Origin of the sequence: Paraburkholderia rhynchosiae, assembly GCF_002879865.1 — a bacterium.
Lineage (GTDB): Bacteria > Pseudomonadota > Gammaproteobacteria > Burkholderiales > Burkholderiaceae > Paraburkholderia > Paraburkholderia rhynchosiae.
Genome location: NZ_PNXY01000001.1, coordinates 451814 through 468904, shown reverse-complemented (window position 1 = coordinate 468904; position 17091 = coordinate 451814). Strand labels below are relative to the sequence as shown.

The following is a 17091-nucleotide window of genomic DNA, read 5'->3' as shown; positions in this document are numbered from 1 at the left end:
CTCTAACGCGGCTTCGCGTTCACATGCCGCAACAGGTCCGCGAGACGCCTGCCTTCCTGATCCGGATACGGTTCGCGCACTTCGAGCTGCTGGATCCTCTCCAGCCCAAAATTGCGGAAGTCGCCGCGCAATTCACACCACGCGCCGAGCGTCCAGCGCGCGCCCCAATACGCGAGCGCGAGCGGCCAGACACGGCGCTCGGTGGCGGCCCCGTTGGCATCGGTATAAGCGAAGCTCACTGCGTGCCGTGTGTCGATTGCGCGATGCAGCGTGTCAAGTTGCGTCGAGAAATTACTCCTGATATGGAACGACGGCGCGAAGATCGCGAGTCTGTCGATCGACGCGCGCTTGTCCGCGGGCATCGCCGAAGCAATCTTGGCAAGCGCGCCTCGCGCTCCGCTCGCAAATCCGGCGCCGCCCCACGATTCGAGCATGCGCGCGCCGGCGGCGAGCGCCGCGAGTTCGTCGGCAGTGAAGGTGAGCGGCGGCAAGCTTGCCGTGCGGTTCAGCCGGTAGCCGATGCCGGCCTCGCCTTCAATCGGCACGCCTGACAGTTGCAGATCGCGCACGTCGCGATAGACGGTGCGCAGCGAAATGTTGAGCCAGTCGGCGAGTTGTTGGGCGGTGGTCAGACGCCGGCCGCGCAGCAGTTCGGCGATCTGGAACAGGCGGTCGGCGCGGCGCGTCATCGTGGGCGTCTTGTAGAAAAGAACGGGGACAGTCCCGCGATGATAGCGCCGCATGCCGCGCTCCGGTCAGCGGTTGGCGGTCAAACGGCGGGCGCGTTGCGCGTTGCGCCGTCTATGCTCGCCGCCTTGCGCTTTAACCGTTGGTCCGCGAATGCAGGCCGAGGCGGTTACCTTCGGTATCGGTGAAGAACGCGATATAGCCGATGTCCTGCGGCAGTTTGATGACCGGGCCGTCGGTCTTGCCGCCGGCTTCTTCGATGCGTGCGAGGGCGGCGTCCACTGTCGGCCGCGCGTTCAGATAGACAAGCACGCCGTCGCCCTTCGGTGTCATCGACGGGCTGTGGACGATCGCGCCGCCGGTGGCTGGTTCTTCGTAGCCGAACAGGGCGATCGGCTGACCGCCGATTTCCTGGCGATTCAGTTTGACGTCGAGCGCAGCTTCATAAAAGCGAACGGCGCGATCGAAATCGACGGACGGAATTTCAAACCATGCAACAACTTTCGACGATTCGGACATGACACTCTCCTATGGATGGCGGATAAGCCGGACAAGGCGCCGGATGGCGTGAGAAGGAGTGTGCGGGGGTGCTGCTGACAGCGTGGTGTCAGTAGGGTGTGGCAGTAGGGTTCGGCCGTACGGCCTGAATGAGACGGCGAAAAAAAACCGCGGAACGGTGTCCGCGGTTTTCGTTGTGCTTCCTCGCCTGTGGTCACGCTTTACGTCAGGAGCGACGTGGGGCGGGGGCTCGGGCCTCAAGCGCACGATATGCCCTTCGCGGGCGGCTTGCGCAATGCTGCGCGACTCACGTCTTTACGCCCGGAAAGCGGCCCGTGGTTGGTCCCGTTCAAGCGGCGGGCGTATCGTTTTGCGGCCGTTGGCGCACGCTGCCCGCGATCAGATCGAAGCGGAACAGCCTGCATTCGAGCGCGCCATTGAAGAGCGGCGTCTTGGTCGATTCCCGCAGACGCAACTGACCAGGCAGCTTGCGATCCGACGTCAGGATGAACGCGTGCCAGCCGGTGAAGCGCTGCTTGAGCGCATCGCCGAGCGACTGGAAAAATTCGCTGTCGGGCGTTTCTTCTTGCGCGCGGCGAAAACCGTCGTCTTCACGATTGTCGCGATTGCGTCCCTCGCGGACTTCGCCGCGCGCGTTGCGCCCGCGTACTTCGATCCGTTCGCCATACGGCGGATTGGCGACGAGAATGCCGGGCTCCGAACTCGGCGGCGTCATGCCGCGCGCGTCGACCTGTTTGAGCGGAATCGACGACAAACCCGCGCGCTGGAAATTCGCGCGCGCTTTATCGAGCATGTCGCCGGAAATATCGCTGCCGAAAATCTGCAGGTCGGCGCGCGAGTTGCGGGCGGCGTGTTTGGCGTCGAGCGCAGCAGCCTTCAATGTTTGCCAGGTTTTGCTGTCGTACTGCTTGAGCCTTTCGAAGCCGAAGCTGCGTTCCGCGCCAGGCGCAATGTTCAGCGCGACTTGCGCGGCTTCGGCGAGGAACGTGCCGCTGCCGCACATCGGGTCGTACAGCGGTGTGCCGGCGCTCCAGCCGGTCAGACGCAGGATGCCCGCCGCAAGGTTTTCGCGCAGCGGCGCCGCGCCCTTGTCGAGACGCCAGCCGCGCTTGAAGAGCGGGTCGCCGGAGGTGTCGAGATAAAGCGTGCAATCGGTCGCGGTGAGAAACGCGAACACGCGGACGTCGGGCGTGGCGGTGTCGATGTTCGGGCGCGCGCCGCTGACTTCGCGCAGACGGTCGCAGATCGCGTCCTTCACGCGCAGCGTCGTGAATTCGAGGCTGCGCAGCGGCGATTTGATGGCGGTGACGTCGACGCGCAGCGTCTCGTTCGCGGAGAACCACTGCTCCCAACGCTGCTCGACGGCGAGCGCGTAGATGTCCTGCTCGCTCCGATACGGACGATGCGCGATCTTCAGCAGCACGCGGCTCGCGATGCGCGAATGCAGATTGGCTGCCATACCGGCCGCCCAGCCGCCGCGAAAATGCACGCCGCCGGGCACTTGCGAGCCGGCGGTAAAGGGCGCGCCATTCAGATGTTTTGCCGCAATTTCGGCGAGTTCGGCCGCGAGCGTGGCTTCAAGGCCGCGTGGGCAAGGGAGGAAGAAATCGAAGGACATGGGAGTGCGCGAGGCCGGGAGGCGTTGGATAAGGGCGTATTGTACGCGGTCGGCGAGGGGCTTTTTGTTGGTGCGGGGTTGGTGGCGTTTTCTTGAACTGATCGCGGTCCAGGCTCTGCCCTGGACAGGCACTTGGCGCCTCGCCGAGGCGAAGACGATGGCCCCGCGGCGCGAGACATAAGTGCCGGTTTTCAGCGAATTTTTCCGGAGAGCGCACTGCGCGAGGCGGGAGGCATGACTGCCTTGTCACGGCGTCGAATGCGCGAGAACACCGATTCCAGATGCGCCACTACGTCCGGCAAACCAGGGAACCCGCTTATGAGCTGGCGGTGTGAGCCGCTTTCTTTGCTTACTTTCTTTGCGGCCGCAAAGAAAGTAAGTGCAGCCCCGCACAGGGGCAACCCCAATAGATCACCGCGAATTCAAGAAAAGGCCAACAACCAACAAACGCGAAAGCGCCGCAGGGCAAAAAACCTCTACCCTCCAGCAACAGAAGAACCCTCACCAGAAGGGCAACCCGGCACACTCACCCGAGCAACGCCCTTGCCTGCCTGCGAAGCGGAAGAAGCAACAGCAGAAGAACCAGCCATAGCCTGCAAGGCCCCCGCAATCTGCGCAGAAACCCGCTGCAAAGCCCTCCGATGCCCGTCAACAAGCGAGTCATACCCACTCCCGACCTGCTCGCTAACCACACTCCGGCAAGTCATGACAGCGGTACTACGAACAGCCCGCACGCTCCACACAGCATCGATCAGTGCATGCGACCCAGGCCACGATTCAAACCGCTGCACATTCACGCTGACCCGATACACGGGTGTCGTATCCGAATAAGCCGTGCCGTAAACATCGATCGTGTTGAGCTGCTGCGTGAGACTCGTGGACAACGCGCGCCGCAACTCATCACCAGGCAACGACGCCCAACGGTCCTCTTCGAGCACCTTGACCTGCGTCGGTCCCGTTTGCACGACCAACTGGGTCTTCGCGACTTGCGGCGGCACGTCGATGGGCGCGACTTCGATTAGCCACGCCGGCGCTGCTAACGTGCGCACGCTCGACACCCCCGCCGATCCGCCGCCGCTCACGTCGCCCAACGTATAGAACCGGCTGCTCGGTGACGAACACGCCGCGAGAGCAAACACTCCGGCGACTGCGCCGGCATAGACAGCGCCGCGCGCGAGGCCGCGTGGCAGGCGCGAAAGCCGGGGAAGGCGGGCAAACATCATGGTTTATCTCCTGCTTTACCACGCAACAACGATTCCGGATGACGCTCCAGATAATCCGACAGCGCATTGAGCGACTGCAACGTGCGCGTCAATTCTTGCAACGCCTGATGCACATCCGACTGCAACGGCGAGTCCTGCTGCAACGTAGCCTGTGCCGAGCCGAACGTCTGTTTCGCCGCCGTCAGCGTGTCGCGCGCTTGCGGCACGACTTCTGTGTCGAGGCGCTTGAAGAGCTGATCGGCATTCTTCAGCGCGTTGTTCAGGTTGCTGCCGATCTGGTCGAACGGCACCTTGTCGAGCTTCTTCGCGATGTCGGCGACCTGGAGCTGCAACTCGTCGAGCGTGTTCGGAATCGTCGGCAATTCGAGCGGATCGTTTGCGACGTCGACAGTGGCCGGCGGCGCCTTCGGGAAGATGTCGAGCGCCACATACAACTGGCTCGTGATCAGATTGCCCGTGCGCAACTGGCCGCGCAGACCGTGTTTGACCAGTTGTTGCAGCAGACTCTGACCGGCGAGGCTGCCCGGCGCCGGCGCAGTTTCGCGGAAGCGCTTGCCCAGGCGGTCCGGGTACAGGTTAATGGTCACGGGCATCGTGAAGCTGCGCGTTTTCGGATCGTAGTCGATGCCGATGTTCGTCACCTGACCGAGCACGATGCCGCGGAAGTCGACCGGTGCGCCGACCGACAGCCCGCGCAGCGACTGGTTGAAGTTCATCACGACTCGCAGCGGCTCGCCGTCCGGTTCGCGCATCGCGTCGGCCTCATCGGAGCCCAAGCGGAACGTCATATTGTTCGGCGCCTGTGCGCCCACGCCCTGGCCCGGCGGCGACTGGAACGACAAGCCGCCGACGATCACCGTCGCAAGCGATTGCGTGTTCAGCTTGAAGCCGCTCGAATCGAGCCGCAGATCGACGCCGCTCGCATGCCACCAGCGCGAATTGGTGCCGACGTACTGGTCGAACGGCGCGGACACGAACACCTGCATGGTCACGCCGGTGCCGTCCTTGTCGAGCGAGAAACCGACTACCTGGCCGACCTGCACGCGGCGGTAGAAAATCGGCGAACCAATATCGATGGAGCCGAGCGAATCGCCATGCAGCACGAACTGGTGACCTTTCTGGCCGCCGGTAATGGGCGGCGGCGTTTCCAGGCCGACGAAGTTCTTCTCGCTGTCCGGCGAATGGCCGGCATCCGCGCCGATATACGCGCCGGAGAGCAGCGTCGTGAGACCCGACACGCCGCTCGCGCCCACGCGCGGTCGCACGACCCAGAAGCGCGAATCCTTGACCGCGAAGTCTTCACCTTCCTTCGTCAGTTGCACCTGAACGAGCACGTGCGAAAGATCTTTCGACAACGTAATGGACTTCACCGCGCCGACGTCGACGTCCTTGTATTTGACCTTCGTTTTGCCGGGCTCGAGCCCTTCCGCGCTGATAAAGCTGATGGTGATGGTCGGGCCTTTTTCCGTCACCGATTTGATAACGAGCGCAATGCCGATTAGCGCGGCGATCAGAGGAATCACCCACACGAGCGACGGCAGCCAGCGGCTGCGTGGCTCGATGTCGGGGTCTGGCAGTTGGGGCGGGAGCTTCGGTCCGTTCGAATCGTTGCGCGGCGCATCGGAGGCGGGCGTCGGTCCTGGCGGGCTAGTCATGTTCGAGGTCCTGAGGTTTTTGAGTACTGCCGTCCACGTCGTCCCAGATGAGCCGTGGATCGAATTGCATGGATGCCATCATGGTCAGGATCACCACCGAACCGAACGCAATCGCGCCTGGCCCGGCCGTGATCACGGCAAGCGACTTGAAGCGCACCAGCGCGACTGTCAACGTGACGACGAACACGTCGAGCATCGACCAGCGGCCGATCCGTTCGACCATCCGGTAAAGCGTGGTGCGTTGCTGCGGGCGCCAGCGCGAGCGGCGCTGAACCGTGATGGTGAGGAGCGCCAGCACGCTCAGCTTGAGCATCGGCACCATGATGCTGGCGACGAACACGATTACCGCGAGCGGCCAGTCGCCGGAAGTCCAGAAGTAGACGACGCCGCTCATGATGGTGTCGTCCTCTGAACCGAGCAGCGACGACGTGTGCATGACCGGCAACAAATTTGCCGGAATATACAGCAAGGCCGCGGCGATCAGCAGCGCCCATGTGCGCATCAGGCTGTCGGGGTTGCGCGAGTGAAGGCGGGCGCCGCATCGTCCGCAGTGCTGCGGCGTGACCGAGCGGATGCGCGGTTCGACGCGTCCGCATGCGTGGCAGGTGACGAGACCCGCGCGTTTTGCGGTGACGTATTTCATCGCGCGCATCATCCTCGGCGCGGCGCCGGCGGCACGCCACGCGTGGCGTCGGGATCAGGGTCGGCGTCGGTTTGCAGCGTCGGCGGTGCGGGCGGCCCGGCTACCGAGCCGAGGGCCGTCGCCGCGCTATCGGCGGACGTGCGCGGCAGCGGCCGCTGGTTGCGGGCGCCGAGTTCGTCGGCGAGATCCCACAGAATGCGCGGGTCGAACGTGACGACCACGGCGAACATCAGCGTCAGCGCGCCGAACGCGAACAGCGCCGCCTCCGGAATCACGCGCGCGAGACTGACCATCTTCACGATGGTGATCAGCACGCCGAGCATGAAGACTTCGATCATGCCCCACGGCCGCACGAATTGAATTGCGCGCAACACGCGGTTGAAGCCGGCCGGTACATAGCCCGAGCGCAGCGGAATCAGCACATACAGCAGCGCGACGAGTTCGGTGAGCGGAAAGAGAATGGTCGAGCAGAACACCATGACCGCGACGATCTGCATGTTCTCGTTCCACAGCGCGATGAGCGCGCCGAACAGCGTAGTCTGCGCGGTGATGCCGTTGGTCTCGAGTTCGACGATCGGAAAGCCTTGTGCGATCAGGAAAGTGATCAGCGCGGCGAGCGTCATCGCGCAGATGCCGTCGAGCTTGCGCGAGACGCCGCTGTAAAGCGTCGCGCCGCAGCGCGGACAGCGCGCGACCTTGCGCCCGACAAGCCGTGGCTTGCGGAACAGCGTATCGCACTCATGGCACGCGATCAGGTTGTCATGTTCCATACGGCAGCGGGCCAACGATAGGAGAGTAAGCGTGCAATGCCCGTCGCAAATGTCGGCGAATAACGCAGGTCTGTGAAAAATTGTGCAGCAATAGTACCAAAAGGCGTTGCGACGCCGCGCGGGCGCGTGCAGAGCACGCCGAGTATGTAAGCTCTGACAGCCTCCGTCCCTAATTGTTCAGCGGCCCGGTCCACGGCAAGCGAAGCGACCTTTCGGTAAATTTCGTATCGCCGCAGCCAGCTTTTTGCGCTTCGGGTAGCATGGCGGCCTGGCGCTTGTCGAAGCTTGTGGGCCTGGCCCATCTGCCGATGTGTTCGCATCGGCGCGGAATAGCTGGGCATGCTGCGCCGTTAACCTCTCTTAGCAAGCGTTGACCTGTCATGGCACTCAATCCTTCATTCGGTGGCCGGGAGTCGTACACGCGGACTGCCATTGCCTTTCATTGGCTGATCGCATTGCTGATCGTGTGCGGCTTCGCGCTCGGCTGGGTGATGACCGACATCCCCGGCTTCACGCCCACCAAGCTGCGCTATTTTTCCTGGCACAAATGGATCGGCGTGACGGTGTTCGCGCTGGCTATCGTGCGGATTCTCTGGCGCGCGACATACGGCGCGCCGGCGATGCCGCGCCGCATGCCCGCCTGGCAGCGCGGCGCCGCGCATCTCGTGCATCTGCTGCTGTACCTGTTGATGATCGCGATTCCCGTCTCCGGCTATCTGTATAGCTCGGCGGCGAACGTGCCGGTCGTCTATCTCGGGCTGATCCCGCTGCCGCGTCTTATCGCGCCGGACCCGCATCTGAAGGAACTGCTCAAGAGCGTCCATATCGTGCTGAATTACACGTTGCTGGTGCTCGTCGGGGTGCACGTCGCGGCGGCGCTCAAGCATCAGTGGCTGGATCGCGACGGCCTGCTGTCGCGCATGCTTCCTTTCCTTAAATAAGGACAACAATGAAGGTCTCGTTTTATCGCTACATGCTCGCGGTGTTTGCCGCTGCGTCGCTGACTGCGGCCGGCAGCGCGCTGGCCCAGGTCGACGCTGCGAAGAGTTCGGTGACGGCCACCTCCAAACAGATGAACGTGCCGGTGGAGGGCAAATTCAACAAATTCACCGCGCAGCTGAAGTTCGACCCGGCCAGGCCGGCCGAGGGGAGCGCGCAACTGAACATCGACGTCGCGAGCTACGATCTCGGCGACGAGACGTACAACGATCAGGTGCGCGGCAAGGAATGGTTCGACGCCAAGACGTATCCGAGCGCGACGTTCGTTTCGAGCGCGATTGCGCCGGCCGGCGCGAACCAGTACAAGGTGACGGGCAAGCTGACCATCAAGGGCAAAACGCAGACGGTGGTGGTGCCTGTTACCGTGACGCAGCAGGGCGCGACGCAGACTTTCGACGGTTCGCTGCCGATCAAACGCTTGCAATTTGACATCGGCACGGGCGAGTGGAAAGACACCTCGGTCGTTGCCGACGACGTGATCATCAAGTTCCATATCGTCGCCGCACATAAATAACTTGCGCTGCGCGCTTCAGCGCAGCCGTTTTTCTGACTGGGAGCATGAATTGAAGACATCCATGTTGATCGCCGCTGGTGCGTTGGCCTCCTGCATTTCGCTCAGCGCATTCGCCGCCGCCGACACCTATCAGCTCGACCCGACTCACACTTATCCGAGCTTCGAAGCAGACCACTTCGGCGGACTGTCGGTGTGGCGCGGCAAGTTCACGAAGAGCTCCGGCACCGTCACGCTCGACCGCGCCGCGAAAACCGGCACCGTTGATGTGAACGTCGATCCCGCTTCGATTGCCACTGGCAACGCAAAGCTGGACGACCATCTGAAGTCGGGCGAGTTCTTCGACGCGTCGAAGTTCCCGACCGCGACGTACAAAGGCACCGACATCAAGTTCGACGGCGACAAGCCCTCGGAAGTGGTCGGCAGCCTGACACTGCACGGCGTGACGAAGCCGCTGAACCTGAAGGTCGAATCGTTCAAATGCATGCAGCATCCGGTGCTCAAGCGCGAAGTCTGCGGCGTCGAAGCGAGCGGGCACTTCAACCGCGCGGATTACGGCATGGATTTCGGCACGAAGTATGGCTTCAACATGGATACCAAGCTGCACATTCAAGCCGAAGGCATCAAGCAATAAGCGCTGACTGTCGGGTGCGCGCACGCACGGTGCAATGACGCCGCCCCGTTGCGGCGCAGCAAAAAGTGCTCGGTTCGCCGTTTAAATCGCCGCTTCGTTCGCTTTCGCGACGAAGCGGTTTTTTCATGGCGTCGCACTTAACGCCGCAAGCCTTATGCGACGCGGGCGTGCAATTTGCCGCTCGCGTCTGTTTTATTTTTCGGGTACATAGAGCGCTGGCATCGCATTGGTTGTGCGCGCATCCAATGTGGCGAAATGGGGCCTGACGCCTGCATCAATAATATTCGCGCGAACTGGAGATCTGCATGAACGCAACGACAGCAGCAAGCCTTGCGGGAAGCCGGCGAAATTCGTGGCGGGCGGTGATCGCCGCGTCGATCGGTAACGCGCTGGAATGGTTCGATCTGGTGGTCTACGGTTTTTTCGCCGTGGTTATCGCGAAGCTGTTTTTTCCGGCCGGCAACGACACGGTCTCGCTGCTGCTAACGCTCGGCACATTCGGCGTGTCGTTCTTCATGCGGCCGCTCGGCGCGATCGTGATCGGCGCGTATGCGGACCGGGCCGGACGCAAGGCCGCGCTCACGCTGTCCATCCTGCTGATGATGGGCGGCACGCTGATCATCGCGATTTTGCCGACTTACAAGAGCATCGGAATTGCGGCGCCGGTGATCCTTGTTATCGCGCGTTTGATGCAGGGTTTTTCGGCGGGCGGCGAGTTCGGCAGTGCCACCGCTTTTCTCGCGGAACATGTGCCGGCGCGGCGCGGGTTTTTCGCGAGCTGGCAGGTCGCGAGTCAGGGGCTCACTACGCTGCTTGCCGCAGGCTTCGGCGTGGTGCTCACGGGCAACCTGACGCCGGATCAGATGACGTCATGGGGATGGCGCGTGCCGTTTTTCTTTGGGCTCCTGATCGGGCCGGTCGCCTGGTACATTCGCACGAAGCTCGAGGAAACGCCCGAGTTTCTTGCCGCGGAAACCACGACCACGCCGCTGCGCGATACGTTCACGAGCCACAAACTGCGGCTTCTGATCGCAATCGGCGCGGTGGTGCTCGGTACGGTGTCGACCTATCTCGTGCTGTTCATGCCGACTTTCGGCGTGAAGCAACTGGGGCTCGAGCCTTCCGTCGCGTTCTCGGCGATCGCGCTGACGGGCCTGATCCAGATGCTGTTTTCACCGCTGGTCGGCCATCTGTCGGACCGGCATGGACGCACCACCGTCATGCTGATTTCGGCGCTGCTGCTGCTCGTGCTGATCTACCCGGCGTTCGTGTATCTGGTCGCACATCCGACCTTCGGTACGCTGATCGCGCTGCAAGTCATGCTCGGCTTCCTGATGACGGGGTATTTCGCGGCGCTTCCGGGTTTGCTCTCGGAGATGTTCCCGGTACAGACGCGCACGACCGGCATGTCGCTTGCCTATAACATCGCGGTGACAGTGTTCGGCGGCTTTGGGCCGTTCATCATCGCGTGGCTGATCGGCTTTACGGGCTCGAAGGCCGCGCCGAGTTACTACCTGATTTTCGCCGCGCTCGTGAGTCTTGCAGCGCTGATGGCGGCACGGCGTAAGCTTGGCTTTCGGTAAATGTCGACGGGTTTGGCTGGAGGAAAGGAAAGAGATTGGCGGTAAAGGCACGTAACAGGGGCATGAAGACATCGGCATTAACGCAAAAGGCCGGTTCATAATGAACCGGCCTTTTGCATTCGGCAGGCTGACCGCACGCAAAACCGCGACTTGCCTGCGACCTACTTCGACCCGATCAAACCTGAGCGCCCGCGTTCGGGTCATTCGGATCGACGCGGTCTTTCTTGTCCTTGATCAGGTCCTCACGTTTCACGCCGAACCACATGGCGAGCGCGGCGGCGACGAACACCGACGAGTAGATACCGAACAGAATACCGACCGTCAGCGCGAGAGCGAAGTAGTGGAGCGTCGGGCCGCCGAACAGGAACATCGACAGCACCATCATCTGCGTACAGCCGTGCGTGATGACGGTTCGCGACATGGTGCTCGTGATTGCATGGTTGATGACTTCGATCACCGTCATCTTGCGTTCACGGCGGAACGTTTCGCGAATCCGGTCGAAGATAACCACCGATTCGTTCACCGAATAGCCGAGCACCGCGAGCACCGCAGCCAGCACCGACAGCGAGAACTCCCACTGGAAAAACGCAAAGAAGCCGAGAATGATCACGACGTCGTGTAAGTTCGCGATCACGCCTGCCACCGCGTACTTCCATTCGAAGCGGAACGACAGATAGATCACGATGCCGGCCACCACGCAGGCGAGCGCGAGCAGGCCGTCGGTGGCGAGTTCCTTGCCGACCTGCGGGCCGACGAACTCGACGCGCTGCAACTGCACCTGCGGCGTGTCGGTCTTCAGCGCGCTCATGACCTGGTCGCTCTGCTGCGCGGATGTCAAGCCTTGCTTGAGCGGCAGACGGATCAGCACGTCGCGCGAGGTGCCGAAGTTCTGCACCTGCGCGTCGGCGTAACCGAGTCTGGACAGCGTGCCGCGTACCGGATCGAGCGGCACCGAGCCCGGATACTGCACTTCGATCACAGTGCCGCCGGTGAACTCCACCGACAGATGCAGCCCGCGATGCGCGAGAAAAAACACCGCGGCGAGGAACGTCAGCAGCGAAATAGCGTTGAAGATCAACGCACGCTGCATGAACGGAATGTCTTTGCGAAAACGGAAAAATTCCATGGTCTTGTTCTCCGGGACTCAGCGGGATGAACCCGGTTTCTGCGGCGTGTTCGGCGTGCCGGCCGCATTGCGGCGGCGCACGGTCGGCTTGCCACCGCGCGACTGCGCGGCAGCGGCCGGTGCTTTCGGCTTGGCTGCTGCTGCGCTTGCTGCACGCATGGCTTGCGCCGTGTCGGTTGCGGCGTCGTCGTTACCAAGGTAGGCAGCCGAGCCCGCAGGCGCCGTGTCCGGACGCCACACCTGGCCGATTGCCAGCGACTTCAGCTTCTTCTTTCCGCCGTACCAGAGGTTGACGATACCGCGCGAGAAGAACACCGCCGAGAACATCGACGTGAGAATGCCGATACAGTGGACGATCGCGAAACCGCGCACCGGGCCGGAGCCGAAGGCGAGCAGCGCGATACCGGCGATCAGCGTGGTCACGTTCGAGTCGAGAATGGTCGCCCATGCATGCGCGTAGCCGTTCTGGATGGCCAGTTGCGGCGGCGCGCCGTTGCGCAGCTCTTCACGCACGCGTTCGTTGATCAGCACGTTGGCGTCGATCGCCATACCGAGCGCGAGCGCGATAGCGGCGATGCCCGGCAATGTGAGCGTGGCCTGCAGCATGGACAGCACCGCGATCAGCAGCAGCAGGTTCACGGACAGGCCGATCATCGAGATCACGCCGAACAGCATGTAGTACGCGATCATGAAAACGGCGATGGCCGCGAAGCCCCAAACCACCGAGTGAAAGCCCTTCTTGATGTTGTCGGCGCCGAGGCTCGGGCCGATCGTGCGTTCCTCGATGATGTCCATCGGCGCGGCGAGCGAACCGGCGCGCAGCAGCAGCGCGAGGTCCGCGGCGCCTTGCGGCGTGGCCTGGCCAGTGATCTGGAAGCGGTCGCCGAGTTCCGACTGGATGGTCGCTACCGTCAGCACTTCGCCCTTGCCCTTTTCGAACAGCACCATCGCCATCGGCTTGCCGATGTTGTCGCGCGACACGCTGCGCACGGCCCGGCCGCCGGCCGAGTCGAGGCGAATGTTCACGGACGGACGCTGATGTTCGTCGAAGCCCGCCGACGCGTCGATAATCCGATCGCCCGTAAAGATGATCTGCTTCTTCAGCAGCACAGGCGTCTGATTGCCGTGCGTGAACAGCTCGTCGCCTGCCGGCACCGGGTCGGACGGATTCGGATGGGTGTTGACCGGATCGGCGAGGCGCGCTTCAAGCGTTGCCGTGCGGCCGATGATGTCTTTCGCCTTCGCCGTGTCCTGCACGCCCGGCAGTTCGACCACGATGCGGTCGGCGCCCTGTTGCTGGATCACCGGCTCGGCCACGCCGAGTTCGTTCACGCGGTTATGCAGCGTGGTGATGTTCTGCTTGAGGGCGGCGTCCTGTACGGCCTTTTGCACAGCCGGCGTGAACGTGCCGACGAGCTGTACTGAGCCGTCCGGGCCATTCTGCGATGCCCACTGAAGCTCACTGATACTGCGGCTCAGTTGTTTGGCTGCGTTGTCCGCCGTGGCCTGGTCGGCGAAATTGATCACCACCGTCTGGTTGACACGGTTCACGCCGCCGTCGCGGATATTGTTGTCGCGCAAGAGCGTGCGGGCGTCCGACGCGTCGGAGTCGAGCTTCTTGTTCAGTGCGCCGGCCATGTCGACCTGCAGCAGGAAGTGCACACCGCCGCGCAAGTCGAGACCGAGGTACATGGGCAGCGCGTGCAATGCGGTCAGCCAGCGCGGCGACGCACTTTGCAGGTTCAGCGCAACGATGAACTGCGGGTCGGTGGGGTCGCTGTTCAGCGACTTCTGCAACAGGTCCTTCACGCGCAATTGCGTGTCGGTGTCCGGCAGACGCACGCGAATGTTCGCGTTGGCCGACGTGTTGTCGAACGTGACGTCGTCCGCTTTGATCCGATTGGCTGCGAGTGCTGCTTCGACTGCCGACAGCGTGGTCGAGTCGAGCTTGACCGTTGCCTTGCCGCTCGACACCTGCACCGCCGGCGCTTCGCCGAACAGGTTGGGCAGCGTGTACACGAGGCCGATGACGAGAGCCACCAGCATCACGGCATATTTCCAGAGGGGGTAACGATTCATGAGTAGTCCAACGGAAGGTTGGCTTGAAAGCGATGCGCCCGGCGATGAGCGCGGGCGATCCGGCGTTGTTGCTGGACCGCCGGCGAGGCCGCGCCGGACGCGAGAGAGCAGGCCTTACAGCGACTTGATCGTGCCCTTCGGGAGAATCGTCGTGACCGACGCTTTCTGCACAGTGATTTCCGTGCCTTCCGAGATTTCGACGCCGACGTAAGCCTCGCCCACCTTGGTCACCTTGCCGACGATGCCGCCATTCGTCACCACTTCGTCGCCCTTGGCCATGGCGGCGAGCATGTTGCGATGTTCCTTCTGGCGCTTCATTTGCGGGCGAATCATGATGAAGTAGAGCACGCCGAACATCAGGATCAGCGGCAGGAAGCTCATCAGATTCGATTCAATGCCACCGGTTGCTGTGCCTTGAGCGAAGGCATTGGAAATGAACGACACGTTGGTCTCTCCGTTATAGGTCAAATCAATCAAAAAAATCAGCCGGTTATTCTACCACCGGCGTTGCGCGCGTCGGCGCGGCGATTCGGCTTTGCGATCAATCGTTTAAAGCGGATTTTCGCCGTCCGCGAAAGTAGATTGTAAGGTTTTCCGTGAGCGTCTGACGGATTCTTCGGCGGAATCCGACGGCGGATGGCGTCATGGCGCGTCCGCGATGCCGCGCGCGCGGTTCTCATGAAAGCGCTTGCGGAACGGCTCGAACATTTTCACGTCGATGGCATCGCGCATTTCCTGCATCAGTTCCAGGTAGTAGTGCAGGTTGTGAATCGTATTCAGTTGCGCGCCGAGAATTTCCCCCACGCGATGCAGATGATGCAGGTAGCCGCGAGTGAAATTTCGGCACGTGTAGCAGCCGCATTGCTCATCGAGCGGGCGCAGCGAATTCTTGTGCGCGGCGTTGCGGATCTTGATGTCGCCGAAACGCGTGAAGAGCCAGCCGTTGCGCGCATTGCGGGTGGGCATCACGCAATCGAACATGTCGATGCCGGCAGCCACGCCCGCCACCAGGTCTTCCGGCGTGCCGACACCCATCAGATAGTGCGGCTTGTTGGCCGGCAGCTTGGGGCCGATATGGTTCAGCACACGCATCATGTCTTCTTTCGGCTCGCCGACCGACAGCCCGCCGATTGCCAGACCGTGGAAGTCCTTCTCCGCGAGACCCGCCAGCGACTCGTCCCGCAGATCCTCGAACATGCCGCCCTGAACGATGCCGAACAGCGCGTTCGGATTACCGAGCCGCTGGAATTCGTCGATCGAGCGCTGCGCCCAGCGCATCGACATGCGCATGGAGTCGGCGGCTTCCTTGTGCGAGGTCGGCACGTTGTTGGTCGCGTAAGGCGTGCATTCGTCGAACTGCATGACAATGTCCGAGTTCAGCACTTTCTGGATCTGCATCGACACTTCAGGCGACAGGAACAGCTTGTCGCCATTGATCGGCGACGCGAACGTCACGCCGTCTTCGGTGATCTTGCGCAGGTCGCCGAGCGAAAACACCTGGAAGCCGCCGGAGTCCGTCAGGATCGGCTTGTCCCAGCCCATGAAGCTGTGAAGGCCGCCGTGAGCCTCGATCGTTTCGAGCCCCGGCCGCAGCCAGAGGTGAAACGTGTTGCCGAGGATGATCTGCGCGTGCATTTCCTCGAGCTCGCGTGGCTGGACGGCTTTCACTGTGCCGTAGGTGCCAACCGGCATGAAGATCGGCGTTTCGACGACGCCGTGATTCAGCGTGACGCGGCTGCGGCGCGCCTGGCCGTCCGTGCCGAGCAGTTCGAAATTGAGGCCGTTGGCGGGGCGCTCGAATGTTGCTTGTGGCGATTGATGACCGGGGGTCATTGAATAGCTCCGTGGGCAACCGGAAGACAGTCCGGCGCAAACAATGAAACGCCGCCGAAGATTCTTTGGCGGCTGAGGGAACTGCAAGCTCGGAGGCAGCGTTAGAGGCAGCTTAACCGTCGCGCCGCGTCAGCAGCATCGCGTCGCCGTAACTGAAAAAGCGGTAACGCTGTTCGATCGCGTGACGATACGCCGCGCGAATCGTCTCCACGCCGGCGAATGCCGACACCAGCATGAGCAGCGTCGACTTCGGCAAATGGAAGTTGGTCACCAGCCGGTCGACCACGCGAAACCGATAGCCCGGCGTGATGAAAATATCGGTTTCCGTGCTCGCCGCGGCGAGCGGGCGTCCGGCCGCTTCAGCGTCGCGCGCAGCGGCTTCCAATGCGCGCATCGACGTCGTGCCGACCGCGATCACGCGGTTGCCGCGCGCCTTCGTCGCCGCGATCTTATCGGCGAGCGATTGCGGCAGGTGATACCACTCGCTGTGCATCTTGTGCTCGGACAGGTTCTCGACGCGCACCGGCTGGAACGTGCCCGCGCCCACATGCAGCGTCAGCGTCCCGCGTTCCACGCCTTTGGCGTCGAGCCGCGCGAGCAGCGCATCGTCGAAATGAAGGCCGGCGGTGGGCGCCGCAACCGCGCCGGGATTTTGCGCGAACACGGTCTGATAGCGCGTTTCGTCGGTCGAGTCGGGGTCGTGCTCGATGTACGGCGGCAGCGGCAAACGCCCGAACTGCTCGATCAGCGTCAGGCAGTCGTCGGGGAAATGCAGCGTGTAGAACGGCTCGACGCGTTCGCCGACGGTGACGTCGAACGCATCGGCAAGGCGAATCATGGTGCCCGGCTGCGGGCTCTTGCTCGCGCGGATCTGCGCAAGCGCCGTGCGCTCGCCGGTAAGGCGCTCAACCAGAACTTCAACCTTTCCGCCACTGGCCTTCTGGCCGAGGAAGCGCGCCTTCAGGACTTTGGTATCGTTGAAGACCAGCAGGTCGCCGGCCGCAATACATTCTGGCAGTTCGGCGAAACGGCGGTCGATCAGACGCGCGGTGTCACCGGCGTCGACGGTGTTGGCCACTTCGAGCAGACGGCTGGCACTGCGCTCGGGCAGCGCGACTTGCGCGATCAACTCGGGCGGCAGATCGAAATCGAAATCGGAAAGCGTAAACATGCGAACGACTGGAAGCGAATTGAGACTGAATTGAGCCGAA

General features: G+C 62.6%; 16 protein-coding genes. 4 read left to right on the top strand and 12 right to left on the bottom strand.

The window, feature by feature from the left end; genetic code table 11:
* Positions 1–2: 2 nt before the first annotated feature.
* From C0Z16_RS02085 to C0Z16_RS02050, 7 genes are all read right to left on the bottom strand, one after another.
* On the bottom strand, positions 3–743 hold the full coding sequence (locus tag C0Z16_RS02085) for a helix-turn-helix transcriptional regulator (RefSeq protein WP_102630561.1): 741 nt from the start codon (positions 741–743) through the stop codon (positions 3–5).
* 79 nt (positions 744–822) lie between these two features.
* Complete coding sequence (locus tag C0Z16_RS02080) at positions 823–1206, bottom strand: VOC family protein (protein ID WP_102630560.1); 384 nt, start codon at positions 1204–1206, stop codon at positions 823–825.
* Between the two features lie 328 nt (positions 1207–1534).
* Complete coding sequence (locus C0Z16_RS02075) at positions 1535–2824, bottom strand: THUMP domain-containing class I SAM-dependent RNA methyltransferase (protein WP_102630559.1); 1290 nt, start codon at positions 2822–2824, stop codon at positions 1535–1537.
* A 476-nt stretch (positions 2825–3300) separates the two neighbouring features.
* Positions 3301–4047 carry a PqiC family protein gene (locus C0Z16_RS02065; protein WP_102630557.1) on the bottom strand — a complete coding sequence of 249 codons (747 nt, stop codon included), beginning with the start codon at positions 4045–4047 and terminating at the stop codon, positions 3301–3303.
* Complete coding sequence (locus C0Z16_RS02060; RefSeq protein ID WP_102630556.1) at positions 4044–5702, bottom strand: PqiB family protein; 1659 nt, start codon at positions 5700–5702, stop codon at positions 4044–4046. Before C0Z16_RS02060 ends, C0Z16_RS02065 begins: the two co-directional genes overlap by 4 nt.
* On the bottom strand, positions 5695–6345 hold the full coding sequence (locus tag C0Z16_RS02055; RefSeq protein ID WP_102630636.1) for a paraquat-inducible protein A: 651 nt from the start codon (positions 6343–6345) through the stop codon (positions 5695–5697). Before C0Z16_RS02055 ends, C0Z16_RS02060 begins: the two co-directional genes overlap by 8 nt.
* A gap of 8 nt (positions 6346–6353) precedes the next feature.
* Positions 6354–7115, bottom strand: coding sequence for a paraquat-inducible protein A (locus C0Z16_RS02050; protein ID WP_102630555.1), 762 nt, complete (start codon positions 7113–7115; stop codon positions 6354–6356).
* Between the two features lie 380 nt (positions 7116–7495).
* Between C0Z16_RS02050 and C0Z16_RS02045 the strand changes: the two genes are divergently transcribed.
* The 4 genes from C0Z16_RS02045 (at position 7496) to C0Z16_RS02030 (ending at position 10842) form a co-directional block, all read left to right on the top strand.
* Positions 7496–8056, top strand: coding sequence for a cytochrome b (locus tag C0Z16_RS02045; RefSeq protein ID WP_102630554.1), 561 nt, complete (start codon positions 7496–7498; stop codon positions 8054–8056).
* 8 nt (positions 8057–8064) lie between these two features.
* A complete protein-coding gene (locus C0Z16_RS02040; protein WP_102630553.1) occupies positions 8065–8628 on the top strand; it encodes a YceI family protein in 564 nt (187 codons plus the stop codon).
* Positions 8629–8689: 61 nt separating this feature from the next.
* Positions 8690–9259 carry a YceI family protein gene (locus C0Z16_RS02035; RefSeq protein WP_102630552.1) on the top strand — a complete coding sequence of 190 codons (570 nt, stop codon included), beginning with the start codon at positions 8690–8692 and terminating at the stop codon, positions 9257–9259.
* A gap of 305 nt (positions 9260–9564) precedes the next feature.
* Entirely contained in the window at positions 9565–10842 is a 1278-nt protein-coding gene (locus C0Z16_RS02030) for an MFS transporter (RefSeq protein ID WP_102630551.1), read from the top strand.
* Positions 10843–11017: 175 nt separating this feature from the next.
* On the opposite strand, the gene secF is transcribed toward C0Z16_RS02030, so the two are convergent.
* The 5 genes from secF to queA form a co-directional block, all read right to left on the bottom strand.
* Positions 11018–11968 carry a protein translocase subunit SecF gene (gene secF, locus C0Z16_RS02025; RefSeq protein WP_102630550.1) on the bottom strand — a complete coding sequence of 317 codons (951 nt, stop codon included), beginning with the start codon at positions 11966–11968 and terminating at the stop codon, positions 11018–11020.
* A gap of 18 nt (positions 11969–11986) precedes the next feature.
* Positions 11987–14047 carry a protein translocase subunit SecD gene (gene secD / locus C0Z16_RS02020; RefSeq protein ID WP_102630549.1) on the bottom strand — a complete coding sequence of 687 codons (2061 nt, stop codon included), beginning with the start codon at positions 14045–14047 and terminating at the stop codon, positions 11987–11989.
* A 114-nt stretch (positions 14048–14161) separates the two neighbouring features.
* Entirely contained in the window at positions 14162–14491 is a 330-nt protein-coding gene (gene yajC, locus C0Z16_RS02015) for a preprotein translocase subunit YajC (protein WP_007179286.1), read from the bottom strand.
* A gap of 198 nt (positions 14492–14689) precedes the next feature.
* Positions 14690–15880, bottom strand: a complete 1191-nt coding sequence (gene tgt / locus C0Z16_RS02010; RefSeq protein ID WP_102630548.1) for a tRNA guanosine(34) transglycosylase Tgt — start codon at positions 15878–15880, stop codon at positions 14690–14692.
* Between the two features lie 112 nt (positions 15881–15992).
* On the bottom strand, positions 15993–17051 hold the full coding sequence (gene queA, locus C0Z16_RS02005) for a tRNA preQ1(34) S-adenosylmethionine ribosyltransferase-isomerase QueA (protein WP_102630547.1): 1059 nt from the start codon (positions 17049–17051) through the stop codon (positions 15993–15995).
* Positions 17052–17091: the final 40 nt, after the last annotated feature.

Bases quoted from the DNA above. Each gene is read 5' to 3' on its own strand.
- C0Z16_RS02055 (WP_102630636.1), bottom strand. From the start codon at position 6,345: ATGAAATACGTCACCGCAAAACGCGCGGGTCTCGTCACCTGCCACGCA.
- C0Z16_RS02030 (WP_102630551.1), top strand. From the start codon at position 9,565: ATGAACGCAACGACAGCAGCAAGCCTTGCGGGAAGCCGGCGAAATTCG.
- C0Z16_RS02075 (WP_102630559.1), bottom strand. From the start codon at position 2,824: ATGTCCTTCGATTTCTTCCTCCCTTGCCCACGCGGCCTTGAAGCCACG.
- C0Z16_RS02040 (WP_102630553.1), top strand. From the start codon at position 8,065: ATGAAGGTCTCGTTTTATCGCTACATGCTCGCGGTGTTTGCCGCTGCG.
- C0Z16_RS02045 (WP_102630554.1), top strand. From the start codon at position 7,496: ATGGCACTCAATCCTTCATTCGGTGGCCGGGAGTCGTACACGCGGACT.
- C0Z16_RS02080 (WP_102630560.1), bottom strand. From the start codon at position 1,206: ATGTCCGAATCGTCGAAAGTTGTTGCATGGTTTGAAATTCCGTCCGTC.
- secF (WP_102630550.1), bottom strand. From the start codon at position 11,968: ATGGAATTTTTCCGTTTTCGCAAAGACATTCCGTTCATGCAGCGTGCG.
- tgt (WP_102630548.1), bottom strand. From the start codon at position 15,880: ATGACCCCCGGTCATCAATCGCCACAAGCAACATTCGAGCGCCCCGCC.
- C0Z16_RS02035 (WP_102630552.1), top strand. From the start codon at position 8,690: ATGTTGATCGCCGCTGGTGCGTTGGCCTCCTGCATTTCGCTCAGCGCA.
- C0Z16_RS02060 (WP_102630556.1), bottom strand. From the start codon at position 5,702: ATGACTAGCCCGCCAGGACCGACGCCCGCCTCCGATGCGCCGCGCAAC.
- C0Z16_RS02085 (WP_102630561.1), bottom strand. From the start codon at position 743: ATGCGGCGCTATCATCGCGGGACTGTCCCCGTTCTTTTCTACAAGACG.
- C0Z16_RS02065 (WP_102630557.1), bottom strand. From the start codon at position 4,047: ATGATGTTTGCCCGCCTTCCCCGGCTTTCGCGCCTGCCACGCGGCCTC.
- secD (WP_102630549.1), bottom strand. From the start codon at position 14,047: ATGAATCGTTACCCCCTCTGGAAATATGCCGTGATGCTGGTGGCTCTC.
- queA (WP_102630547.1), bottom strand. From the start codon at position 17,051: ATGTTTACGCTTTCCGATTTCGATTTCGATCTGCCGCCCGAGTTGATC.
- C0Z16_RS02050 (WP_102630555.1), bottom strand. From the start codon at position 7,115: ATGGAACATGACAACCTGATCGCGTGCCATGAGTGCGATACGCTGTTC.